We start from the raw sequence: 21909 nt of genomic DNA, 5'->3' as shown, positions 1-21909 counted from the left end.
CTTCAAGGCTCTCAGGCGGTGTCGAACATGCTGGCCGAAATGATTTCCGGATTGAGGAACACACCACGCGGCCACGATATCTGGACCATGGCGCCCTCGCCCAGGCCGCTCGAATTGCGGAAATCGAGCACGGCACCAGAGCGTTCGAGCAGGGTCTTGGCGATGAACAGGCCGAGGCCCAGACCGCCGCCTGTTTCATTGCCTTGGCGCGTCGACATATAGGGCTCGCCGATGCGGTCGATGATCTCGGCTGGAAAGCCGGGGCCGTCATCGATGATCGAGAAGGTGACGATGGCCTCGTCCCAACTCCAGCGCACGGTTACGCTTTTGCGGGCAAAATCGACGGCGTTCTCGACCAGGTTGCCGAGGCCGTAGATGACGCCCGGATTGCGTCGCCCGACCGGCTCGGGGCCGATGCGTTCGCCGGGCCGAAGCTTGATCGAGATGCCGAAGTCCCGGTGCGGCGCGGTGACCTCCTCGACCAGCGAAGTCAGTGGCAATCGCGAAAGATGCGCCTCGCCCTCGGAGGACAGGCTGGTCAGCCGCTTGAGAATCTCGCGGCAACGCTCGCTCTGCGAACGCAACAGCGTCACATCTTCCCCGTATTTCGGATCCTTGCCGAGCGCCTTTTCCATCTCCTTGGCGACAAGCGCGATGGTGGCGAGCGGGGTGCCGAGCTCGTGCGCGGCCGCGGCGGCCAGCCCGTCGAGTGCCGAAAGGTGCTGCTCGCGCTGCAGCACGAGCTCGGTTGCGGCGAGCGCATTGGCCAGAAGCCGGGCTTCGGCGGCCACCCGGAAGGCGTATATGGCGGTGAAGGCGATCGAGGACAGCACCGCCATCCACATGCCGGCGACATAGAGAAAAGGCATCGCCAGCGGCGCGTCCTCATGCCAGGGCAGCGGCAGATGGACAAAGACCAGAAAGGTCGCCGCCGACATGACCAGCCCGCCGAGGATGGCGGTCAGGCGCAGGGGCAGCGATGTCGCCGAAATGACGACAGGCACGGTCATCAGCAGCGAGAACGGGTTGGTGAGGCCGCCGGTCATGTAGAGCAGGCCGGCAAGCTGCAGGCTGTCGAAGATGAGGATGCCGAAGGCCGCAAGCGGCGTGAGCCGGTGCGCTGCCGGAAAGCGAAAGGCGAGAAACAGGTTCATCCAGGCCGAACAGGCGATTAGGGCAAAGCAGAGGCTGACCGGCAGTGGAAACTTCAGCCCATAGGCGACGACGAGCACCGTCAGGCTCTGACCGACAATGGCAAGCCAGCGCAACCGGATCAGCGTGTTGAGGCGCAGTCTCTGGCTCTGCTGGAAATCGGGCGAACGCAAAACGTTGATCATGGCCATGAATTACAGCCGCGAAGCGCTGAAGGCTAGGTCCCGCCCCAATCCGAGGAGTCGGATGGGGCTCTACTTCTTGTTTGAGCATGACCTTTCCAAAAACCGGTTTCCACTTTTTGGGATCATGCTCTGGGTTTTGCGCGGGCGGTGGCGGTCGCGAGCAGCGGGTTTTCCGGCCAGACGTGCTTGGGATAACGGCCGCGCATATCGGCGCGCACATCGGCCCAGGAGCCGCGCCAGAAGCCGGGCAGGTCGCGCGTCGTCTGGATTGGCCGGTGCGCCGGCGACAGGAGTTCGAGCGTCAGCGGCACACTGCCATTGGCGATGGCAGGATGGCGGTCGAGGCCGAACAGCTCCTGCACGCGAATCGCCAGCACCGGCCATTCGCCGTCATAGCGGATCGGCACATGGCTGCCCGACGGGGCATCGAAATGGGTCGGCGCCAGCGTATCGATCCTGCGCTGCAGATCATGCGGCACGAGGCTGGCCAGCCCGGCCGAGATAACGCCCGCATCTATGGCGGCAAACGATGCCGCGCCGGACAGGTAAGGCAGCAGCCAGTCATTGAGGCGCGCGATGAGAGCAGCATCCTCCATATCGGGCCAAGGCGCGCCAAGGCCGCGATGCAGCCAGCCAAGCCGCTGGCGCAGCGTTTGCGCCTCCTTGCTCCAATTCAGCAGCGACAGCCCGTGCTGGCGCACCGCATCGAGGACGGCGCGGTCGGCGTCGGGCCCCGTTGGCGGCGGCAGCATGCGTTCGGCGAGCGTGATGGCGCCAAGGCGCACGGTTTCACGCACACGCACGGCGCGCTTGTCGCGGTCGAAGCTCGTTTCGCGGCGGACCTCGATCCTGTCCGCCAGCGCAGCGCGGACATCGTCCTCGCCGATCGCCGCCGCCGCCGTGATGCGCGCATTCTGTGCCTTGCCCTGCAGGTCGGCGACGACCAGAAACGGCTCGCCCGCCAGCGGATCGCCGGCGTCGAGCATGGCGCCGGAGCCGTTGGCCAGCACGAAACGGCCACGCTCGCCACGCGCCTTCGCCACCCGATCCGGCCAGGCGTGGACGAGCAGGGGACCGGCTGACTTACCCTCCCCCTTGTGGGGAGGGTCGGCGAGCGCGCCTTGCGCAGCAAGGCGAGAGAGACGGGGTGGGAGTGCAGCGCTCGGCCTACCCCCACCCCGCTCCGCTTCGCGGATCGACCCTCCCCACAAGGGGGAGGGTGAAGAGGTGCCGGCCTGCCGCGCCAGCCGTTCGGCGAGCTCCTTGGCGGCGGTAGCGCGCGGAGATCTTTCCCCACGAAAGCGCATCAGCCGTCGCTCCAGATCGGCGCCGTCGCCACCAAGACCGCGTTCGGTGAGCAGCACCGCAAGCATCGCCGCCTCGAAGGCATGGCCGCTGCCGGCTGCCTCGGCAACCATGTGCGCCAACCGCACCGGCAGAGCGAGCTTGCGCATCGCTGCACCCGCCTCCGTCAGGCGGCCCGTCTCGTCGATGGCATCCAGCGCGCGCAGCAGTGCCCTTGCCTCACTAAGGGCCGGAACAGGCGGCGGATCGAGAAAGGCGAGCCCTGCCGGATCGGCAACGCCAAAGGCAGCGCAATCGAGCAGCAGTCCGGACAGATCGGCCTCGAGGATTTCCGGCGGCGTGAAAGTGGGAAGTGCAGCCGTCTGCTCGGCCCGCCACAGCCGGATGGCGACGCCTGGCTGCGTGCGTCCGGCACGGCCGGCGCGCTGGTCGGCGGAAGCCTTGCTGACGCGCACGGTTTCGAGCCGGGTGAGGCCGCTGGCCGGTTCGTAGCGCGGCAGGCGCGACAGGCCCGAATCGATGACGACGCGCACGCCGTCGATGGTGATCGAGGTCTCGGCGATCGAGGTGGCCAGCACCACCTTGCGGCGGCCTGCCGGCGGCGGCTTGATCGCGGCGTCCTGCGCCTTGCCGTCGAGCATGCCGTAGAGCGGCACGATGTCGGTATCGGTGCCGACCTTGCCGGCCAGCCGTTCGGCGGTGCGCTCGATCTCGCGCTGGCCGGGCAGGAAGGCAAGCACGCTGCCGCTTTCGTCGGCAAGGGCGGCGCGGATCGCCTTGGCCATCGCATCCTCGATGGCGATGCCGGCGGGACGCTCGTCATAGCGGATGTCGACAGGGAAGGCGCGACCCTCGCTCTCGATCACCGGCGCGCCCGACATGAGTTTGGCGACACGTGCGCCGTCGAGCGTCGCCGACATCACAGCCAAGCGCAGATCCGGCCTGAGCGCCCCTTGCACGTCGAGGGCCAGAGCGAGACCGAAATCGCCGTCGAGCGAGCGCTCGTGGAATTCGTCGAAGATCACAGCCGAAACGCCGGGCAATTCGGGATCGTCGAGGATCATCCGCGCCAGCACGCCTTCGGTGACGACCACGATCCTGGTCTTTGCCGAAATGCGGTTTTCCATGCGCATGGCATAGCCGACGGTGGCGCCGGGCTCCTCACCAAGCAATTCAGCCATGCGGCGAGCGGCGGCGCGGGCGGCGAGGCGGCGCGGTTCAAGCAGGATGATCTTGCCGGCGCCGAGCCAAAGCGCGTCAAGCAGCGCCAGCGGCACCAGCGTCGTCTTGCCGGCGCCCGGCGGCGCCACCAGCACGGCGCTGTTGCCATCGCCAAGCGCTTCCCTCAGCGCCGGCAGCACGGCGGATACAGGAAGCTCCGGCAGGGGTTTTGTGGTCATGGCGCCCGCATATCAGCGGTTACGGCCACGGCGCAACCAGAGACGGTTCAAAGCCGGGTGCGCGAAAACGGGTTCCAGCGCACGGTGCCCAGCCGCGCTTCCTCCCGCACCATAGTCAACAGGCCGGCGCCGCCAACGACCGCCAGACCAACCAGCGACAGCCCGTCCGGATATTCCTGGAAGAACAACGCGCCGAGGACCACCGCCCAGGCGATCTGCGAATAATGCGTCGGCGCAACGCGGTTGGCGGGCGCGTATTTCATGGCCAGCAGTTGAAGGAATTGTCCACCTGCGGTGAAGGCTCCGGCCATTGCCAGCCACAGCAACTGCTTTCCGCTGGGAACAGTGAAGGCGGTGGCGGCGGCACCGATGCCGTTGAACAGCAGGCCGCAACCGACCAGCACGCCGAGCATGGTGGTGCGCTTTTCCTGCTGCGCCAGCGAGCGCATCAGGATGACGCTGATGGCGGCGAGGAAGGCAACGCCGAAGGCGGCAAGATGGCCGAGATTGAGCTCGCGAAAGCCAGGCCGCACCACCAGCATGACACCGGCAAAACCGGCGACCACCGCCAGCCAGCGCCAGGGGCCGACCTTCTCCTTGAGGATCACCGTGGAGAGGATGGTGACGCAGAGCGGCGCCAGGAAGATCAGCGCATAGGACTCGGCCAGCGGAATGGTGGTGAAGGCGTAGACGCTGAGCACGCCGGAAGCGATACCCGCCCAGGCGCGCGCCTGCACCGCCCATGGCCTTTTGGTGCGCCAGAAATCGCGCCAGCGTTCGCCCGCAGGTCGCGTGAAGAATAGGAAGAAGCCCGCGAACAAGGTTATGAAAAAGCCGATCTCGAAGATCGTGAGCTGACCGCCCAGGCTTTTGACAACGGCATCGCTGCCCGAATAGCTTGCGTAGGCGATCAGGGCGAGCAGGATTCCGTTCGTCACGTTGTTCCAGTTCCGGGGAGAGAGTGATTTGAAAATCCTAGCGCTCGGTGCGCATCCGGACGACATCGAGATCTTCATGTTCGGTACGATGGCCGCCTATGCCGCGCAAGGCGCAGAGCTCACTTTTGCCATGGCCACGGATGGTGCCAGGGGCGGCACGAGTGATCCCGCTGTTCTCGCTCGTGTCCGTCGCGATGAAGCAACGGCCGCGGCTGCGCTGGTAGGCGCAATGCCACGCTTCCTCGACTTCCCGGACGGCGAGTTGGTGGCCGATGCAGCGCTGATCGGAGCTCTGAAAGCACTGATTGGTCAAACCGGCCCGGATCTGGTGATCACGCATGCGCCCAACGACTATCACGCCGACCATCGCGCGCTGTCGGACGGCGTGCGCATCGCGGCGTCTTTCGCCGTCCCGGTGCTGCATGCCGACACGATGGGCGGCACCGGTTTTTCGCCGACGCACTACGTCGACATTTCCGGGTATGCCGACGTCAAAGCTGAGGCGATCCGAATGCATCAGTCGCAGGATCCCGACCGCTTCGTCGACATCGCGCGGACACAGAACGCCTTTCGCGCCGGCCAGTGCAACAGCGCGCAAGGCTCATCGGCCGAAGCGTTCCGTTTCGAACCGTCGTTCCCGTTCGCCGATATCCGCGCGCTGCTGCCGCCGGCGCCGCCAATCCGCAAGGTGATGGTGAGCACCAGAAGGGTGGATTGAAAACCGCGGCTGCCCCACGTCCTGGTCAGAATCGGCCTGAAGAGCTTCGGTAGGCCGACCAGCGACCCGCGCTTTTCCCAAGGTTTTCAGACATCGCCATAAGCATGCTGCGGCGCAGCAACGAATTCGCTTGCCTTGTTTAGTAAAAATTGCATCACTAAACAAATTACTAAACATCCGCAGCGTGACCGCGCCGCCATGTTTGGGCCCCTGAGGAGAGGGGTTGAGGGCTTTTTGAAACCGTCATCCGGGCGCGTTTCGCAAATGGGAGGAAGTCATGAAATCGAGCTTGAAACTGGCGTTGGGACTGACCTCGGCGATCACAGCGTCGACAGCCGTCTCGAATGTCGCGCACGCTGAAGACCTGACGCTGTGCTGGGCCGCTTGGGACCCGGCCAACGCGCTTGTCGAACTGTCCAAGGATTTTACCAAGGAAACCGGCATCGGCATGAAATTCGAGTTCGTGCCGTGGACCAATTATGCAGACCGTTTCCTCAACGAGCTGAATTCGCACGGCAAATTGTGCGACCTGATCATCGGCGACAGCCAGTGGATCGGCGGTTCGGCCGAGAACGGCCACTATGTCAAGCTGAACGACTTCTTCGACAAGGAGAAGATCAGCATGGACGACTTCGTGCCGGCAACCGTCGTCGGCTATTCGGAATGGCCGAAGAACACGCCGAACTACTGGGCGCTGCCAGCCATGGGCGACGTCGTCGGCTGGACCTATCGCAAGGACTGGTTCTCCAAGCCGGAGCTGCAGAAGGAATTCAAGGAGAAGTACGGCTGGGATCTCGGTCCGCCGACCACCTTCGACCAGTTGAAGCAGGTCGCCGAGTTCTTCCAGAAGCGCGAGATTGACGGCAAGACCGTCTACGGCGCCTCGATCTATACCGAGCGCGGCTCGGAAGGCATCACCATGGGCGCCATGGACGTGCTCTACAGCTACGGCTTCCAGTACGAAAACCCGAAGAAGCCCTACGAGATGGAAGGCTTCGTCAACTCCGACAAGTCGGTGAAGGGCCTGGAATTCTACAAGGCGCTTTATGATTGCTGTACCCCTCCGGGCGCGTCGAACAGCTACATGGGCGAAGGCGTCGATGCCTTCAAATCCGGCCAGGTGGCGATGCACATGAACTTCGCCTTCACATGGCCGGGCCTGCAGAAGGACGAGAATGTCGGCGGCGACAAGATCGGCTACTTCGTCAACCCGAAGGGTCCCGACGGTGAGCAGTTCGCCCAGCTCGGCGGCCAGGGCATCTCGGTAGTGTCCTATTCCGACAAGCAGGAGGCGGCGCTGAAATACATCAAGTGGTTCGCCAACAAGGACGTGCAGGCCAAATGGTGGTCCCTCGGCGGCTATTCCTGCCTCAACGCGGTGGTCAAGGATCCGAAGTTCCCGGCCAGCCAGCCCTACGCGCAGACCTTCCTCGACTCGATGGCCATCGTGAAGGACTTCTGGGCCGAGCCGAGCTACGCACCGCTGCTGCAGGCTTCGCAGAAACGCTTCCATGACTATGTCGTGGCCGGCCAGGGCTCGGCCAAGGATGCGCTCGACGGCCTGGTCAAGGACTGGACGCAGGTCTTCCAGGACGACGGCAAGATGTAACCCCGGCTCCTCCCGAGCTAGGGCCCTAGCGTCCCGTGCCGCCCTTGGCACGGGACGCAGTTCAGATAAATTCCATGACAGAGACGACCAAGTGACCGAAGCAGGACTCACCATGCTCAATCGGACTGCGGAGAACGTTGCCCGGGCGACCCCGGAACCGTTGGCCGGCAAGGTCCGGGGCATCAGCGACAAGGGCCTCGCCTGGCTGTTCATCTCGCCGACAATCCTGTTGCTGCTGGCCATCAACATCTTTCCGCTGTTCTGGGCGATCTATCTGTCGTTCACCAACTACCGGGCCAACCGGCCGAACGAGGTGGTGAAGAATCTCGGCTTCGCCAACTACCAGCGCATCCTCGGCGACAAGGATATCTGGATCGCCATGCAGACGACGGCGCATTTCGTGTTCTGGACCATCCTGTTGCAGACGCTGATCGGCTTCACGCTGGCCTGGCTGATCGACAGGAAGTTTCGCGGCCATGCCTTCTGGACGACGCTGATCCTGGTGCCGATGATGCTGTCGCCGGCGGTGGTCGGCAATTTCTGGCGCTTCCTCTACGAGCCGCAGATCGGCCTGTTCGCCTACGCCATCTCCTTCGTCACGAGGATCCCGCCAACCGATATCCAGATGCTCTCCAACGTGTCGCTGGCGCCGTGGTCGATCATCATCGTCGACACGTGGATGTGGACGCCCTACGTGATGCTGATCTGCCTCGCCGGCTTACGCTCGATCCCCGAATACATCTACGAGGCGGCCGAGGTCGACCGCGCCTCCAACTGGCGGCAGTTCTGGTCGATCACGCTGCCGATGGCGCTGCCCTTCATCATGCTGGCGGTGCTGTTTCGCGGCATCGAGAACTTCAAGATGTTCGACATGGTCAACCTCTTGACCGGCGGTGGGCCGGGCTCGACCACCGAGGTCGCCTCGATCACGCTGAAGCGGCAGGCTTTTGAGAGCTGGCGCACCGGCTACTCCTCGGCCTTCGCCATCATCCTGTTCGTCGCGGTGTTCGGGCTGGCCAACATCTACGTCAAGGCGCTCAACAAGGTGAAGCAGAGATGAGCCTGACCACTGCCCACTCGGTCGTCGCACCGTCCACGAATTCGAAGCGCATCGCCGGCACGATCATCGTGCTCTACGCGCTGATCTCGATCGTGCCGCTGCTGTGGATCTTCGCCACCAGCTTCAAGACGCCGCCGGATTCGATCGCCTATCCGCCCAAGATCCTGTTCCAGCCCAGCCTCGAAGGCTACTGCAATCTGTTCACGACGCGGACGCGGCAGACGCCGGAATACATCAACTCGCTGGGTCCCGCGACGGGCTTCTGCGACGAGACCACGCGCAAGCGCAACATGGTGATCGCCGGCCCGTCCAACTTCCTGCCGCGCTTCGTCAATTCGCTGATCATCGCCTTCGGTTCGACCTTCTGCGCCGTGTTCCTCGGCACGCTGTCTGCCTATGGCTTCTCGCGCTTCAAGGTGCCGCTCGCCGACGACCTTTTGTTCTTCATCCTGTCGACGCGCTTCATGCCGCCGATCGCTGTCGCCATTCCGATCTACCTGATGTACCGCGAGCTTGGCTTGTCGGACACGGCGCTCGGCATGATCCTGCTCTACACGGCAGTCAATGTGTCGCTGGCTGTATGGCTGCTGAAAGGCTTCATCGATGAGATCCCGCGCGAATATGAGGAGGCGGCGATGATCGACGGCTATACGCGGCTGCAGGCCTTCTGGCGCACAGTGCTGCCGCAGGCGACGACCGGCATTGCCGCGACCGCCATCTTCTGCCTGATCTTCGCCTGGAACGAGTATGCGTTCGCGGCACTCCTGACTTCCGGCACCGCGCAGACTGCGCCGCCCTTCATCCCGACCATCATCGGCGAAGGCGGCCAGGACTGGCCGGCGGTGGCGGCAGGCACGACGATCTTCCTGGTGCCGATCCTGGTCTTCACCATTCTGCTTCGCAAGCAATTGCTGCGCGGCATCACCTTCGGTGCGGTGCGCAAATGAGCATGACCAAGCCACAGAAAAGCAAATCGCGCTGGCCGGTCTGGGCGAGGCGCGGGCTGATGGAAAACATCGCGACGGCACTAATCGCCATCGGCTTCCTGATGCTGTTCCAGCCCTTCGCGCTGTCGCTCTACACCTATTCCTTCATCACCATGCTCGCCGGCACCGTGATGTTCATCATCGTCTCGAAATTCCCGGAATAATCATGGCCGAAATTCGCGTCCAGCACCTGAGAAAGGCCTTCGGCGATTTCGTCGCCGTGCAGGATTCCAACTTCGTCGTCGAGGATGGCGAGTTCTTCGTCATGCTCGGCCCGTCGGGCTGCGGCAAAACGACGACCTTGCGCATGATCGCGGGGCTCGAATTGCCGACCGGCGGCCAGATCCTGCTCGGCGGCGACGACGTCACCATGCTGCGGGCCCGCGAGCGCGACATCGCCTTCGTCTTCCAGCTCTTCGCGCTCTATCCGCACATGAATGTGCGCAAGAACATCGGCTTCCCGCTCCTGGCGCAAGGCATGCCTTCGGCCGAAATCCGCACCCGTGTCGAGGAGACGGCGAAGCTGCTGCGCATCGACCATCTGCTCAACAAATCCGTCTCCGGCCTGGCCGGCGGCGACCGCCAGCGCGTCGCGCTCGGCCGCGCCATCGTGCGGCGGCCAAAATGCTTCCTGATGGATGAGCCGCTCGGCACGCTCGACACCGAATTCCGCGATCTGATGGTCCGCGAGCTGCGCGAGCTGCACAACCGCATCCACGCCACGACGGTCTATGTCACGCACGACCAGATGGAAGCGATGTCGATGGCCGACAAGATCGCGGTGATGAACCATGGTGTCATCGAACAATTCGGAAGCCCACGCGAAATCTACGACCGCCCGGCGACCATGTTCGTCGCCGACTTCATCGGCTCGCCGCCGATGAACTTTCTGGGATTTGGCGGCGGACTCGCCAAGGGCGCCAGGGAGATCATCGTGCAAGGTGCAAAGGTGGCGGTGCCGGAGGTGCGCGAGGACATCGCACCGAGCGACATGGCGCTCGGCATCCGCCCGGAGCACATACGCTTCGACGACGCCTCCAAGCTGCGTGGCGCCATCTATGGCACCGAATATCTCGGCACCACGCAGATCGTCGCGGTGGAGACGGCGGACGGCATCATCAAGGCGCGCGTGCCGGCTGAAATCCGGCTCTCGACCGGCGATCATGTCGGCCTGACGCTGAGCAGCGCGCGGCTGTCGCTGTTCGAGAAGGGGTCCGGCCGCGCGGTGAGAACCGCGATCCACGATGTCGCCTCGGAGCGGAGGGCCCAGCATGGCTGAGGTGCACATCAAGAACGTGACCAAGAGTTTCGGCGACCATGTCGCCGTCGACGGCCTCGACCTGCACATAGCAGATGGTGAATTCGTCGTGCTGCTCGGGCCGACCGGGGCCGGCAAGACAACGACGCTGCGGCTCATCGCCGGGTTGGAACGGCCGGATACCGGCACGATCGAGATCGGCGGACACAATGCCACGACACTGTCGCCGGCGGAGCGCGACACGGCTTTTGTGTTCCAACAATATTCGCTCTATCCGCATCTGTCGGTGTTCGACAATCTCGCCTTCCCGCTGCGCTCACCGGCCCGAAAGATGCCGGAAGAGCAGATCCGCCGCCGGGTCGAGGAGGTGGCCAGGATGGTGCGCATCCATCACAAGCTCGCCAATCGCTCGACCAAGCTTTCGGGCGGCGAAATGCAGCGCGTTGCCATCGGCCGGGCGCTGGTGCGCAAGCCCTCGATCTACCTGATGGACGAGCCGCTGTCGTCGCTCGATGCCAAGCTGCGCGGCGATCTCAGGCTCGAGCTGAAGCGCATCCAGACCGAACTCGGCGCCACCATGCTTTATGTCACGCATGATCAGATCGAGGCGATGACCATGGCCGACCGTATCGGCATCCTTGCCGATGGCGTGCTGGTGCAGATCGGTTCGCCGCGCACCATCTATTCCGAGCCGGCAAACCTGCATGTCGCGGCAAGGCTCGGCCAGCCGGCGATCAATCTTCTGCCAACCGGACTGCTGCCTGACGGCGGCGCACCGGCCGGGACCAAGACGATCGGCGCGCGCACCGAACATCTTTCGATCGCGAAGGCCGCGAATGGTCACGCCGACGGCGTTGTCGACTGGGTGGAGCATCTCGGTGATCAGAACCATTTGCATGTGACGGTAGGGACCAAGAAACTGGTGACGCTGACCGATCCCGACACGGATCTGGCGCAGGGCGACAGAGTGGTGATCCGCTACCGGGCGCCGCTGTATTTCGACGCCGATGGACAGCGATTGATGTGAGCGGTTTTCGGTGATTCAGCACCGGTTTTGACTTTGCCAGTACGGGACGAATTCGATGAAGCACTTTTTCAATCGCAGGGAAACGATCGTCACCGAGGCGCTCGACGGCCTGTTACGGACCATTGGCTCCGGCGATCTCGCGCGCCTCGACGGCTATCCCGAGATCAAGGTCATCCTGCGCACCGACTGGGACAGGACGAAAGTCAGCGTCGTCTCCGGCGGCGGGGCCGGGCACGAACCGTCCCATGCCGGCTTCGTCGGCAAGGGCATGCTGACGGCGGCGGTTTCGGGCGAGATCTTTGCCTCGCCAAGCGTCGAGGCGGTGCTGGCAGCGATTCGCGCGGTCACCGGTTCGGCCGGCTGCCTGCTGATCGTCAAGAACTACACCGGCGACCGTCTCAATTTCGGCCTCGCGGCAGAGAAGGCGCGCGCCGAGGGTTTTGCCGTCGAGATGGTGATCGTCGCCGACGACATCGCGCTGCCCGACATTGCCCAGCCGCGCGGCGTTGCCGGCACCTTGTTCGTCCACAAGATATCAGGCCACCTGTCGGAGACCGGGCACGATCTTGCCGATATAGCGGCTGTCGCGCGAGCGGCAGCGAAGGACGTTGTTTCGCTCGGCATGTCGCTGTCGTCCTGCTCGATTCCCGGCCAGCCGCACGAAGACAGGTTCGGCGAGAACGATGGCGAGCTCGGCCTCGGCATCCATGGCGAGCCGGGCGTCGAGCGGATTGCGGTGCAGAGCGCCGACAGGCTGGTGGCGATCATGGCGGCGCGCCTAGCGGCACGGCTTGATCCCAAGGCCGGCCACGCCTTGCTGATCAATAATCTCGGTTCGGTGCCGCCGCTCGAAATGTCCGTTATCGCCAACGCAGTGCTTGCCTCGCCGCTGGCCAAAACCATCAAGCTGGCGATCGGCCCGGGCCCGCTGATGACGGCGCTCAACATGAACGGCTTCTCGCTGTCGCTGATCCGGCTCGACCCCGCGCGCGAGACGGCCTTGCAGGCGCCGGTCGGTCCGCACGCCTGGATGCCGGCAAAGCCGGTTGTGCCGCCTGCCGTGGTGCCGATGGCGAAAGCGGCCGGACAGAGCGCGGCACGCAAGCCCAGCCAGGATGCACGGACCCGCTCTCTTCTCGTCACCATCTGCGAACGACTGATCGCGCTGGAAACCACGTTGAACGGGCTCGACGCCAAGGCGGGCGACGGCGACACGGGCTCGACGGTGGCGACCGGCGCGCGCAGCATCCTCGAGCGGCTTGATGCGCTGCCGCTTGCCGAGCCGGCGGCGACCCTTGGCGCGATGGGCGACATTCTGAGCGCCTCGATGGGCGGCTCCAGCGGCGTGCTGCTGTCGATCTTCTTCACGGCGGCGGCGCAGGCTCTGGATAGCGGCGCGAGCTTGGCCAAGGCGCTGCTTGCCGGCCTTGAGCGGATGACCTTTTATGGCGGCGCAAGGATGGGGGATCGTACAATGGTCGATGCCCTGGAGCCTGCCCTCAGAGCGCTCGATGCCAAGAGCCTGGACGAAGCGGCTATCGCGGCTCGCCATGGTGCCGAGGCCACCGCTGCCATGGACAGGGCAAAATCCGGGCGGTCCGCCTATGTCGGCAGCAAGCTGCAAGGCGTGGCCGACCCCGGCGCCTATGCAGTGGCCGAGGTTTTCGCGGCGGCGGCCGCGCTCCACGAAGCGGCCTGATTCATGCTCCAGTTGTCGAATGAGCGTTCTTTCGATACTGCGGGCGGCATGGAAACCGGGAATGCGGGTGACATGGCGGCATTGAACCTTGCCCGGCTGATCGCGGCCGCTGCGGATACCATTGCCGCTCACGCCGAGGAGTTGACGGCGCTCGACCAGGCGATCGGCGACGGCGACCACGGGCTGAACATGAAGCGCGGCTTCGAGGCCGTGCGCGCCGAAGCCGAAGCATTTTCGGCCAAACCGCTGCCCGATGCCCTGAAGGCGATCGGCACCAAGCTGGTGATGACGGTCGGCGGCGCCTCCGGCCCGCTATTCGGCACCCTGTTCCTGGCGCTCGGCAAGGAGATTTCAGCGGCGCCTAATCGCGCCAATCTGACGGCAGCGTTCGGCAAGGCGATCGAAGCGGTGGCCGCGCGGGGCAAATCGCAGATCGGACAAAAAACCCTGCTCGACGTGCTGCAGCCGGTGCATGACGCGCTGCTGCAGGGAAAGACAGCTCTTGAAATCGCCGATATCGCCGACGCGGCGGCCGAGGCGACCGTGCCTATGAAAGCCTTGCGTGGCCGCGCCTCGTTCCTTGGCGACCGCTCGATCGGCCACATGGATGCCGGTGCACGTTCGACCGCGCTTCTGGTGCGCACGATCGTCGAAACGTTGGAAGGTCAGCCATGAGCAATGTCGGCATCGTCATCGTTTCGCATTCGCCGCTGGTTGCCGAGGGCACGGCCGACATGGTGCGCCAGATGGTGGGCGACGAAGTGCCGCTTGCATGGTGCGGCGGAAACGGCCATGGCGGGCTCGGCACCAATGTCGAGGCGATCATGGGCGCCATCGACAAGGCCTGGTCGGAAGCCGGTGTCGCCATTCTGGTCGATCTCGGCGGTGCCGAGACCAACTCGGAAATGGCGGTGGAGATGATCGGCGAGCCACGCTCGCACAAGATCATCGTCTGCAACGCCCCGATCGTCGAAGGCGCGGTGATGGCGGCGACCGAGGCCTCAGGCGGCGCCTCGCTCAGGGAAGTGGTGGCGACGGCGCACGAATTGTCGCCGTCGTGAGTGAACGGGAAGCTTGAAGACATGTCCGCATCCGCCGAAGCGACCGTTGTCGTCACCCACGAGGTGGGCCTGCACGCGCGTCCTTCGGTGAAGTTCACCAAGCTGGCCAAGACTTTCGCCGCCGAGGTGGAAATAGCGCTGGCCGCCAACGGGCCATGGTTCGACGCCAAGAGCATCGTCAAGGTGATGGCGGCCAAGGCGCCGAAAGGCACGCTGCTGCATATCAGGGCCAGCGGCGACGGCGCCGATGATGCCGTCGATGCGCTGGTCGAGCTGGTGCGCCGCGATTTCGACGAAGGCACGGACCATGTCCGAACCGCTTAGGCTGCAAGGCATTTCGGCCTCGGCCGGCTATGCCGAAGGGCCGCTGTTCGATCTCGACCAGACTGTCGGCTCCTATGTCGGCAAAGAAACGGCCGACGACGAGAAGGCGGCGCTCGAAACCGCAATCGCCATCGCGGCGGGCCGCCTCACCGCATTGATAGACGCGGCTGAAGGCGACGCCGCCGACATCCTCGAGTTCCAGATCGCCATGCTGGAAGATGATGCGCTGAGCAGCCTGGCCTTTGCCGCTATCCACGCCGGCCAGCCGGCCGATCAGGCATGGCGGCAGGCGCTCGACGCCGAAATCGCCGGCTACGATGCTTCCGACCAGGATTACTTTCGCGCACGTGCCGCCGACATACGCGACATCAGGGATCAGGTGCTGCGGGCACTGACCGAGGCTGGTGACGTCCAGGTTCCAGCCGGCGCCATTCTCTACGGCGAGGACATCGCGCCGACGCGCTTTCTCGAAACCGACTGGAGCAGCGGCGGCGGCATCGCGCTGAAGGCGGGCAGCACAGCCAGCCACGTCGCCATGCTGGCGCGCTCGCGCGGCGTGCCCATGATAGTCGGGCTTGGTGCTTTGCCGGCTCACTTTGCCGGCATTGTACTGCTCGATGCCGAACATGGCGGCATCGTGCTGTTGCCGTCCAAGGCTGAAATCGACGCCTTCCGCCAATTGTCTTCGTCGTTCACGGTGCGCCGCGACCAAGCCGGGACTTTCCTGGCGCGGCCGGCGGCGACCAGGACCGGCACGCCGGTACGCGTGCAGGTCAACATCGCCGACCCGTCCGAAGTCGACGGCATCGACATCGCCACCTGCGACGGTGTCGGCCTGATGCGCACCGAATTCCTGTTCGGCAAGTCGCTGCCGGATGAGGAGACGCAGTATCGCGCCTACCGCAAGGTGCTGGAGTGGGCCGGCGACAAGCCGGTGACGATCCGCACCGTCGATGCCGGCGGCGACAAGCCGGTGCCAGGCTTCACGGTCGACGAGAGCAATCCGTTCCTCGGCCAACGCGGAATCAGGCTGTCGCTGGCAAGACCGGAGGTGTTTCGTGTACAGATCCGTGCGCTGCTGCGCGCCGCCGTGCATGGCAGTCTGAAAGTGATGTTCCCGATGATCGCCATTGTGGAGGAATACCGACAGGCTGCGGCGATGTTCGCCGAGGAACAGGCAGCACTTGCCGCGCGCGGTATCGCGAACAAGATGCCGCCGCTCGGCATCATGGTCGAGGTGCCTTCGGTGGCGATCGTGCCGGAAGCCTTTACAGAGGCCGCCTTCTTCTCGATCGGTTCCAACGACCTCACCCAATATGTCATGGCGGCCGCCCGCGACAACGCTGCCGTGGCCCATCTCAATTCGGTCCGTCATCCAGCCGTGCTGCGGCTGATCGCTGCCGTGACCGCGTTTGGCGAACGAGAAAAAATACCGGTCAGCCTGTGCGGCGATGCCGGCGGCGATCCCGCCTCGATACCGTCACTGCTCGAGGCCGGCCTGCGCGATCTTTCCGTCGCTCCGGCGCAACTCGCCATGGCCAAGGCAGCCATCGCGGACGTTTCTGTCTAGGCGCGGCTGGCATGGTCGACATCAAACCCGAACCTGGCTCCGAGGAGGCGATCCGCGCCTACAAGACGATCCTGTCGCACGTCATCGACCAGCGCCCATCCGGCATGCGCCAGCGCCTTGCCGATGCGCTTGGCAAGCACCGCAGCTTCGTCACGCAGATTTCCAGCCCGGCCTATTCGATCCCGATTCCGTCAAAACATTTGCCGGCTATCTTTTCGGTGTGCCATTTCAGCCCGGCCGAGCGTGACCAGTTTCTCGCCGCCTACCATCAGGCGCATCCGGGAAAAATGTCGATCGCATCAGGCATGCGCAAGACGCGGCATGTCTCGCTGATCGTGCCGGATTTCGGCGACGACAAGCAGAACGCCGCGCTCGACAAAGCGGTAAACGACTTCATCCAGAAGATCACCAGCATCACTGGCAAGGGTAGCTGATCGAACGCTTTGTTTTACGCAATTCCGGAAAAAACGCGACACACTTTTCCTGGAATTGTTTGGAAGGCCTATTTCCGGAGGAGACGATCGTGAAGAAGTTCATGAACTCGGTGGACACGGTGCTGACCGAGAGCCTCGACGGATTCGTGGCCGCCCATGCCGACATCCTGGTGCTTGGCGACGCGCACAAATTCATCCGGCGCAAGACCTTGCGGCCGGGCAAGGTGGCGCTGATCTCGGGCGGCGGCTCCGGCCACGAGCCGCTGCATGGCGGCTTTGTCGGTCACGGCATGCTGGACGCCGCCTGCCCCGGCCAGGTGTTCACCTCGCCGACACCGGACCAGATGCTGGCGGCGGCGCAAGCCGTCGACACCGGCGCCGGCTGCCTGTTCATCGTCAAGAACTATGAGGGCGACGTGATGAACTTCGACATGGCGGCCGAGATGTCGGACGGCGTCCAGCAGATCGTGACCAATGACGATGTCGCCGTCGAGAATTCTTCTTATACGACGGGCCGGCGTGGCGTCGCCGGCACGCTGGTGGTGGAAAAGATCGTCGGCGCGGCGGCCGAACATGGCCTGGCGCTGGCGCCGTTGAAGGCGCTGGGCGACCGCGTCAACACGGCAACCCGCTCGATGGGCGTGGCGCTGACCAGTTGCACGGTGCCGGCGGCGGGCAAGCCGACTTTCGGCATCGGCGACGGCGAGATGGAATTCGGCGTCGGCATCCATGGCGAGCCCGGCCGCCGGCGCGACACGTTGAAAAGCGCCGATGCGATCGCGCAGGAGATTTGTGCCGCGATCCTGGGCGATCTCGGCGACAAGGCGAAAGGCCCGGCGCTGCTGTTCGTCAACGGCTTCGGCGGCACGCCGCTGATGGAACTCTATCTGATGTACAACAGCGCACGGCTGATCTTCGAGAAGCGTGGCGTGACGGTGGCCCGTTCGCTGGTCGGCTGCTACGTCACTTCGCTCGACATGGCCGGCTGCTCGATCACGCTGACCATGCTCGACGACGAGACGACCGGATTTTGGGATGCGCCGGTACACACGGCAGCGCTGCGCTGGGGTATGTAAAGCTGGCTTCCACCCTGCTTTTCTGCAACATCTTTCCCTTCAATCGCAACATTGTCCGGGTTGATGCTGCCACCGCTTACCCCTGCCGAAGAAAAGCTGCTGCTGCGCTACGCAGATCCGGAAGCGCCGACTGTCGACGTCGATAATTTGTCGGCAAAGACGCTGATGTCGCTGCTCGACAACGCCGAATTCCATGGCGTCCTGCCGATCATGCTGCGCAAGCTCAGCGGCGACGCGCAACTGCCATCGGATCAGGAGTTGGGAGACAAACTGGAGGACCTGCGCCAGAAAGCGACGATCGCCACCGGCCAGTCGATGCTGTTGAAGTATCATGGCGACCGCATCATGAAGGGACTGGCGGCGGACAATATTCCGGCGCGGATCGTCAAGGGGCCGGCCTTCGCGCGAAAGCTCTACCGCAACGTCGCCGACAGGCCGTTCACCGATATCGACATCCTCGTCGAACCCGCCAATCTGGCCAGGGCAAACCGGGTGATCGCGGCATGCGGCTTCGAGCTTGGCAGCAACGAGGCCGAATCCTACGAATTGCAGGAATTCAAATGGCTCGAAAAGGAGAATTCCAGCCTGCTGGTCGAACTGCATGGCGACCTCGTGCATGACACCGGCATGCGGCGGCGCCTGTCGCTGGGTTTCCCAGAATTGCGCGCCATTGACGGCGACGCGACCGACACGCCGGCGGCTCTTCTGACGATCGCCATCGTTCACGCCGCCGGCGGCCACAAATTCCACCGGCTGCAGCTTTGCGTCGACGTGCTGCAAGGGGTGCGGGCGCTGCAGTCGCCGGAAGCGGAAACATGCCTGTTCGATGCTGCCCGCATGACCGGCATCGAACTCGAACTGGCTGTTGTGCTCGATGTGACGGGCCAATTGTTCAAGGAGAGCCGAGCGCTTGAACTCGCCGCCCGGATCAAGCCCGATCTCTCGATACGGCTGGCCAAGCGGTTGATCACCACGAATACGCTGCTCGGCGTCAATTCCAGGGACAGACTGGGCTCGCGCCTGCGCCGCGACGCCTTCCGGTGGATCCAGAGATTGGCCAAGGCCAGGCCGCAAGTAGCCTGACTTGACGTCAATCCAGGGTGGCGCTGATCAGCGCCGCAGCGTCAGCCGGGCGCGCGCCCACCTCCAGCCGGAAGGTCGGCACCGCATTGACCAGCCCGCCGATGGTCGCCAGCCGGCGCTTCTGCATGGGCAGCAGCCCGGTCATGCCCGTGCGGACATTGTCCACTGCCAGCGCCACCATTGCGTCGGTCCCGGCCATGGCGACGAGCCGGGTCTGGCTGTCGGCGGAACGCGCCAGGTGCAGGAGGGCCGCCACCGGCCGGGCGGTCGCGTTTTCGACCCGAACGATCCCACTCAGCCTTTCAAGCGGGACGGGCTGTTCGCTGTTGCGATCCCACGTCTGGCCAAGGCATCGCGCCACCTGCGGGATCATTTCGGCAGTCTTCTGGTGGATTTTTACGGCGCGCGGCAAGCCCCAGGCGACGACCTTGCCAGAAGCGACATTCAGGATCATGGCGTCGTCGGAGCAGAGGCCAAAGCCCTGTGTTGCCAGCGCGAGCGACGTCGTGGTCTTGCCGGTGCCGCTCGGAGCATGGATCAGCACCACCGCATCGCTGTCCGGCAACGTCAAGCCGGCAGTGTGCAGCATATGCTGGCCACCGGCGTCGAGCGCGGCGTCGAGCACCAGCATTGCCGGTGTCCACGCGGCTTTCGCGCCAGGGCGGATCCGGAGTTCGGCCCAGCCCGCCACGCCATTGATGGCAACGGTCTGACGCTCGGGAAAGACCAGATGGATGATACCACCATCCTCGATCATCCGGCAGTGACCATCCTCCGGCACCTCGCCATCGAAGACGAGGGATCCGTTGGGTGCCTCGTCCAAGGTGACTGTCTCGGCGATCTCGAGACGAAAGTCCGGCTCGACGGGTTCCGCGATACGCAGGCTGCCCAGCATCCGGTCGAAATCCTGCCACAGCTCGGGGCGCTCGGCCGATATGCCAAGGATCAGGCCGTTGAGGCCATAGCAGGCTGAAGGTCTGGTCAAGCGGGGCGCGCCTTTACGGCATCGGCATGATGACGATAGATTTCGACCATGCCGGGAAGCTTGTCGCTGACCACCGGCCTGCCATCGAGGCAGACCCAGCAATGCGCTGCCAGGCGCTGCGCTTGCATCGACTGCGGATCGACGCCGAAGCGCAGGTCCGGATCGAAACCGGCTAGGCGCAGGAAACGATGACCTAGCAGACCCTCCCTCAGGCACCTGCGGTCACGCATCAGCCAGGGATGGCGGACGGCGCGGTTGACACTCGCGACGATGTAGGCGGACGGCAGACCGCGATAGGGCGTCGACGAGGCGAGCGGCGCCCATTTGAGCACCTCCTCGAAGCTCCGGTTGGTGACAAGGACCGGCATCAGCCGCGCGCTTGCCCAGAGATGGCAGCGAAACAGAGCGCGCAGGAGCGGGCCGTCAGCCATCAAGCACCTGGCGCGGCGAGGATACCTTCAGAGATCAGATCCGTGGCCAGTGCCGCCATGTCCTGATCGAGCGTCCCCTTGTCAACCTCGAACTCCTCGCAAAGCAGGTCGACGATCTGGTCGAGGTTGCGCGCGCCGTCCACCTTGTCGAGAAAGGCTTCGGTCGTGCCGTTGCATGTATAAAGCTGGCCGCTGCGCGCCAAAAGCACGACTGCGCCATCGCCCACATGCTGCACGGAGGCATCCTCGGCTAGCCGCAGAACGGTTCCAGAGACTATTTCCACCACGCCCCTCCAAGCCACGCTCATCCCGGAAATCAGATAGCGCGGAGGTGGAGCGCTGTCTATCAGCCGATCATGGGAGCCCAGTGCACCGGACCAACGGCTTTGCTGACAGATTCTCCGCCCCAGTCGCGTTAGAACCTGCTCGGTTGCGTCTTCCCGGCCGCATTCGTCCCAGAAATAGTCATCGGTGAAATGTGACAAGCAGCGGGCCGGCCGGCAGCGGACGTTGCATTTCTTCCCCTAAGTAAGATAAAACCTGTCCGGGTATTGGGGAGATAGCGTATGCGTTACAATTGGGAGCGAGCTCCGACGAGCTTCGAACGTCACAGAAAAGCGCTGGCTACAGCCATTTTGATCGCTGGCGGCATTGGCTTCATGCTTGTGGCCCTGCCGATCTAGAAACAACCTTCAGACACAGCGGCTGCCGGCGCCTGGGCGCAACCTCTCAGCGTGGCTGCCCGGTCACCGCGAGGAAGCGACGATCGCGCCCCTCGAAACCCTGGCTGAAACGCTGGACCAGCACGACGATCACCGCCGGCTTGCCGGCCGGGGTGAATTGGTAGGATTCCGACAGGCTGTAGGAGGTCGGGCAGTTTCTTGAGCCCGGCACGGTCTTGTCCTCGTGCAGGATCTTGATCGGCTTGCCATCCTGGCCTTGGAGCGTCAGCCGGAAGCCGAGCGCCTTGCCTGCCTTCTCACCTTGAAGTGGCTTTTCCCCTTGAAGTGCCTGGTCGCCTTGCTGCGTCGCATCGAAACTCGCCGAACAATCGGTCGCGCTGGCCGCCAGGATTTCGTCGAGCTGGATGGTCGAAATGCCTGTTTCGCCATGGAGCGGCGCCAGCCATTTCCGCGACACCTGTTCGAGGCGGGAGATGTCGTTGTAGGCAACCATTTCGCCCGGGAAGGTAAACTTGTCGGAAGCGGCCTGCTCGGCCACAGATGTGATCGCATATTGGGCGAGAACGGGCGCTGCCTGAGCGGCGGCCTGCGCCCTCGCCTGCTCCAGGGTCAGTGTCGCTTCCTCCGTCTCGTCGACGACGAGGATCGGCTTGCCGCCAACCACCTGATCCGTACGGGTATCGATGATATCGATCTGCGACCAGCCGGAGTCCGAGACACCGGCGTCGAGCGTTCCATATTGCTCGAAGGCGAAATAAGCGCCATCCGGCGAAAAGCCGATGATGTGCCGTGCCGCGGCATCGCCGGCTTCAGCGGTTCCGGTGGACATAGCAAGTAGGGCGCCCGTGACCGATGATTGCGCAAAGCGCCCGATGAACCGCACAGCAGCAAACATCACCAACCCCAATCCTGTCTCGCAATTCAT

General features: G+C 64.2%; 22 protein-coding genes. 15 read left to right on the top strand and 7 right to left on the bottom strand.

The features are described 5' to 3' along the window. Nucleotides 1-11: 11 nt before the first annotated feature. The 3 genes from NKI69_RS00660 to NKI69_RS00650 form a co-directional block, all read right to left on the bottom strand. Nucleotides 12-1343, bottom strand: a complete 1332-nt coding sequence (locus NKI69_RS00660; RefSeq protein WP_352719566.1) for an ActS/PrrB/RegB family redox-sensitive histidine kinase — start codon at nucleotides 1341-1343, stop codon at nucleotides 12-14. 116 nt (nucleotides 1344-1459) lie between these two features. Next, nucleotides 1460-4042 (bottom strand): ATP-dependent helicase HrpB, encoded by a 2583-nt coding sequence (gene hrpB, locus NKI69_RS00655; protein WP_352719564.1) that lies wholly within the window; start codon nucleotides 4040-4042, stop codon nucleotides 1460-1462. A gap of 47 nt (nucleotides 4043-4089) precedes the next feature. Further along, complete coding sequence (locus NKI69_RS00650; protein ID WP_023811623.1) at nucleotides 4090-4980, bottom strand: DMT family transporter; 891 nt, start codon at nucleotides 4978-4980, stop codon at nucleotides 4090-4092. A gap of 28 nt (nucleotides 4981-5008) precedes the next feature. On the opposite strand from NKI69_RS00650, the gene NKI69_RS00645 reads away from it, so the two are divergent. The 15 genes from NKI69_RS00645 (at nucleotide 5009) to NKI69_RS00575 (ending at nucleotide 18885) form a co-directional block, all read left to right on the top strand. Further along, nucleotides 5009-5698 (top strand): PIG-L deacetylase family protein, encoded by a 690-nt coding sequence (locus NKI69_RS00645; protein WP_023811622.1) that lies wholly within the window; start codon nucleotides 5009-5011, stop codon nucleotides 5696-5698. Nucleotides 5699-5975: 277 nt separating this feature from the next. After that, nucleotides 5976-7307, top strand: a complete 1332-nt coding sequence (locus tag NKI69_RS00640) for an ABC transporter substrate-binding protein (RefSeq protein ID WP_023811621.1) — start codon at nucleotides 5976-5978, stop codon at nucleotides 7305-7307. Nucleotides 7308-7419: 112 nt separating this feature from the next. Next, nucleotides 7420-8367, top strand: a complete 948-nt coding sequence (locus NKI69_RS00635) for a carbohydrate ABC transporter permease (protein ID WP_023811620.1) — start codon at nucleotides 7420-7422, stop codon at nucleotides 8365-8367. Then, nucleotides 8364-9314: a carbohydrate ABC transporter permease gene (locus NKI69_RS00630; protein WP_023811619.1), complete on the top strand. Its 951-nt coding sequence runs from the start codon at nucleotides 8364-8366 to the stop codon at nucleotides 9312-9314. The genes NKI69_RS00635 and NKI69_RS00630 overlap by 4 nt, the downstream gene beginning before the upstream one ends. Beyond that, nucleotides 9311-9517: a hypothetical protein gene (locus NKI69_RS00625; protein WP_031213400.1), complete on the top strand. Its 207-nt coding sequence runs from the start codon at nucleotides 9311-9313 to the stop codon at nucleotides 9515-9517. The genes NKI69_RS00630 and NKI69_RS00625 overlap by 4 nt, the downstream gene beginning before the upstream one ends. A 2-nt stretch (nucleotides 9518-9519) precedes the next feature. Next, nucleotides 9520-10632, top strand: a complete 1113-nt coding sequence (locus tag NKI69_RS00620) for an ABC transporter ATP-binding protein (RefSeq protein WP_023811617.1) — start codon at nucleotides 9520-9522, stop codon at nucleotides 10630-10632. Beyond that, on the top strand, nucleotides 10625-11638 hold the full coding sequence (locus tag NKI69_RS00615; protein WP_023811616.1) for an ABC transporter ATP-binding protein: 1014 nt from the start codon (nucleotides 10625-10627) through the stop codon (nucleotides 11636-11638). The genes NKI69_RS00620 and NKI69_RS00615 overlap by 8 nt, the downstream gene beginning before the upstream one ends. A gap of 55 nt (nucleotides 11639-11693) precedes the next feature. Continuing rightward, complete coding sequence (locus NKI69_RS00610; protein ID WP_023811615.1) at nucleotides 11694-13337, top strand: dihydroxyacetone kinase subunit DhaK; 1644 nt, start codon at nucleotides 11694-11696, stop codon at nucleotides 13335-13337. 72 nt (nucleotides 13338-13409) lie between these two features. Further along, nucleotides 13410-14012 carry a dihydroxyacetone kinase subunit DhaL gene (gene dhaL, locus NKI69_RS00605; protein ID WP_023811614.1) on the top strand — a complete coding sequence of 201 codons (603 nt, stop codon included), beginning with the start codon at nucleotides 13410-13412 and terminating at the stop codon, nucleotides 14010-14012. Continuing rightward, nucleotides 14009-14398 carry a dihydroxyacetone kinase phosphoryl donor subunit DhaM gene (gene dhaM, locus NKI69_RS00600; RefSeq protein ID WP_013528085.1) on the top strand — a complete coding sequence of 130 codons (390 nt, stop codon included), beginning with the start codon at nucleotides 14009-14011 and terminating at the stop codon, nucleotides 14396-14398. The genes dhaL and dhaM overlap by 4 nt, the downstream gene beginning before the upstream one ends. A 21-nt stretch (nucleotides 14399-14419) precedes the next feature. Then, nucleotides 14420-14722 (top strand): HPr family phosphocarrier protein, encoded by a 303-nt coding sequence (locus NKI69_RS00595; protein WP_023811613.1) that lies wholly within the window; start codon nucleotides 14420-14422, stop codon nucleotides 14720-14722. Continuing rightward, complete coding sequence (ptsP, locus tag NKI69_RS00590) at nucleotides 14706-16292, top strand: phosphoenolpyruvate--protein phosphotransferase (protein ID WP_023811612.1); 1587 nt, start codon at nucleotides 14706-14708, stop codon at nucleotides 16290-16292. Before NKI69_RS00595 ends, ptsP begins: the two co-directional genes overlap by 17 nt. An 11-nt stretch (nucleotides 16293-16303) precedes the next feature. Beyond that, the gene (locus NKI69_RS00585; RefSeq protein ID WP_128302874.1) at nucleotides 16304-16726 is read left to right on the top strand and encodes a hypothetical protein; all 423 of its coding nucleotides are present in this window, start codon (nucleotides 16304-16306) and stop codon (nucleotides 16724-16726) included. An 89-nt stretch (nucleotides 16727-16815) separates the two neighbouring features. Beyond that, a complete protein-coding gene (gene dhaK, locus NKI69_RS00580; protein ID WP_023811610.1) occupies nucleotides 16816-17802 on the top strand; it encodes a dihydroxyacetone kinase subunit DhaK in 987 nt (328 codons plus the stop codon). A gap of 63 nt (nucleotides 17803-17865) precedes the next feature. After that, on the top strand, nucleotides 17866-18885 hold the full coding sequence (locus NKI69_RS00575; RefSeq protein ID WP_023811609.1) for a nucleotidyltransferase family protein: 1020 nt from the start codon (nucleotides 17866-17868) through the stop codon (nucleotides 18883-18885). 7 nt (nucleotides 18886-18892) lie between these two features. Here NKI69_RS00575 and NKI69_RS00570 read toward each other — a convergent pair whose 3' ends face one another. The 4 genes from NKI69_RS00570 to NKI69_RS00555 all read right to left on the bottom strand — a co-directional run bounded on the left by NKI69_RS00570 (nucleotide 18893) and on the right by NKI69_RS00555 (nucleotide 21813). Continuing rightward, nucleotides 18893-19870: a phosphoenolpyruvate carboxykinase (ATP) gene (locus NKI69_RS00570; RefSeq protein WP_023811608.1), complete on the bottom strand. Its 978-nt coding sequence runs from the start codon at nucleotides 19868-19870 to the stop codon at nucleotides 18893-18895. Next, nucleotides 19867-20301, bottom strand: a complete 435-nt coding sequence (locus tag NKI69_RS00565) for a lasso peptide biosynthesis B2 protein (RefSeq protein ID WP_023811607.1) — start codon at nucleotides 20299-20301, stop codon at nucleotides 19867-19869. Before NKI69_RS00565 ends, NKI69_RS00570 begins: the two co-directional genes overlap by 4 nt. Continuing rightward, entirely contained in the window at nucleotides 20301-20585 is a 285-nt protein-coding gene (locus NKI69_RS00560) for a PqqD family protein (protein ID WP_013528093.1), read from the bottom strand. The genes NKI69_RS00565 and NKI69_RS00560 overlap by 1 nt, the downstream gene beginning before the upstream one ends. A gap of 445 nt (nucleotides 20586-21030) precedes the next feature. Next, nucleotides 21031-21813, bottom strand: coding sequence for a DUF2259 domain-containing protein (locus tag NKI69_RS00555; RefSeq protein WP_031213397.1), 783 nt, complete (start codon nucleotides 21811-21813; stop codon nucleotides 21031-21033). Between the last annotated feature and the right edge of the window lie 96 nt (nucleotides 21814-21909).

This window comes from Mesorhizobium sp. M0491, from assembly GCF_040321265.1.
GTDB lineage: Bacteria > Pseudomonadota > Alphaproteobacteria > Rhizobiales > Rhizobiaceae > Mesorhizobium.
The sequence above is the reverse complement of the archived record's forward strand: the minus strand, read 5'-3'. Positions and strand labels throughout refer to the sequence as shown.

Excerpts from the sequence above, each read along its gene's own strand:
- dhaM (WP_013528085.1), top strand. The coding sequence starts at position 14,009 with ATGAGCAATGTCGGCATCGTCATCGTTTCGCATTCGCCGCTGGTTGCC.
- NKI69_RS00555 (WP_031213397.1), bottom strand. The coding sequence starts at position 21,813 with ATGTCCACCGGAACCGCTGAAGCCGGCGATGCCGCGGCACGGCACATC.
- NKI69_RS00630 (WP_023811619.1), top strand. The coding sequence starts at position 8,364 with ATGAGCCTGACCACTGCCCACTCGGTCGTCGCACCGTCCACGAATTCG.
- NKI69_RS00660 (WP_352719566.1), bottom strand. The coding sequence starts at position 1,343 with ATGGCCATGATCAACGTTTTGCGTTCGCCCGATTTCCAGCAGAGCCAG.
- NKI69_RS00640 (WP_023811621.1), top strand. The coding sequence starts at position 5,976 with ATGAAATCGAGCTTGAAACTGGCGTTGGGACTGACCTCGGCGATCACA.
- NKI69_RS00595 (WP_023811613.1), top strand. The coding sequence starts at position 14,420 with ATGTCCGCATCCGCCGAAGCGACCGTTGTCGTCACCCACGAGGTGGGC.
- NKI69_RS00585 (WP_128302874.1), top strand. The coding sequence starts at position 16,304 with ATGGTCGACATCAAACCCGAACCTGGCTCCGAGGAGGCGATCCGCGCC.
- NKI69_RS00620 (WP_023811617.1), top strand. The coding sequence starts at position 9,520 with ATGGCCGAAATTCGCGTCCAGCACCTGAGAAAGGCCTTCGGCGATTTC.
- NKI69_RS00575 (WP_023811609.1), top strand. The coding sequence starts at position 17,866 with ATGCTGCCACCGCTTACCCCTGCCGAAGAAAAGCTGCTGCTGCGCTAC.
- NKI69_RS00625 (WP_031213400.1), top strand. The coding sequence starts at position 9,311 with ATGAGCATGACCAAGCCACAGAAAAGCAAATCGCGCTGGCCGGTCTGG.
- NKI69_RS00610 (WP_023811615.1), top strand. The coding sequence starts at position 11,694 with ATGAAGCACTTTTTCAATCGCAGGGAAACGATCGTCACCGAGGCGCTC.
- ptsP (WP_023811612.1), top strand. The coding sequence starts at position 14,706 with ATGTCCGAACCGCTTAGGCTGCAAGGCATTTCGGCCTCGGCCGGCTAT.
- NKI69_RS00615 (WP_023811616.1), top strand. The coding sequence starts at position 10,625 with ATGGCTGAGGTGCACATCAAGAACGTGACCAAGAGTTTCGGCGACCAT.
- NKI69_RS00635 (WP_023811620.1), top strand. The coding sequence starts at position 7,420 with ATGCTCAATCGGACTGCGGAGAACGTTGCCCGGGCGACCCCGGAACCG.
- hrpB (WP_352719564.1), bottom strand. The coding sequence starts at position 4,042 with ATGACCACAAAACCCCTGCCGGAGCTTCCTGTATCCGCCGTGCTGCCG.
- dhaL (WP_023811614.1), top strand. The coding sequence starts at position 13,410 with ATGGCGGCATTGAACCTTGCCCGGCTGATCGCGGCCGCTGCGGATACC.
- NKI69_RS00565 (WP_023811607.1), bottom strand. The coding sequence starts at position 20,301 with ATGGCTGACGGCCCGCTCCTGCGCGCTCTGTTTCGCTGCCATCTCTGG.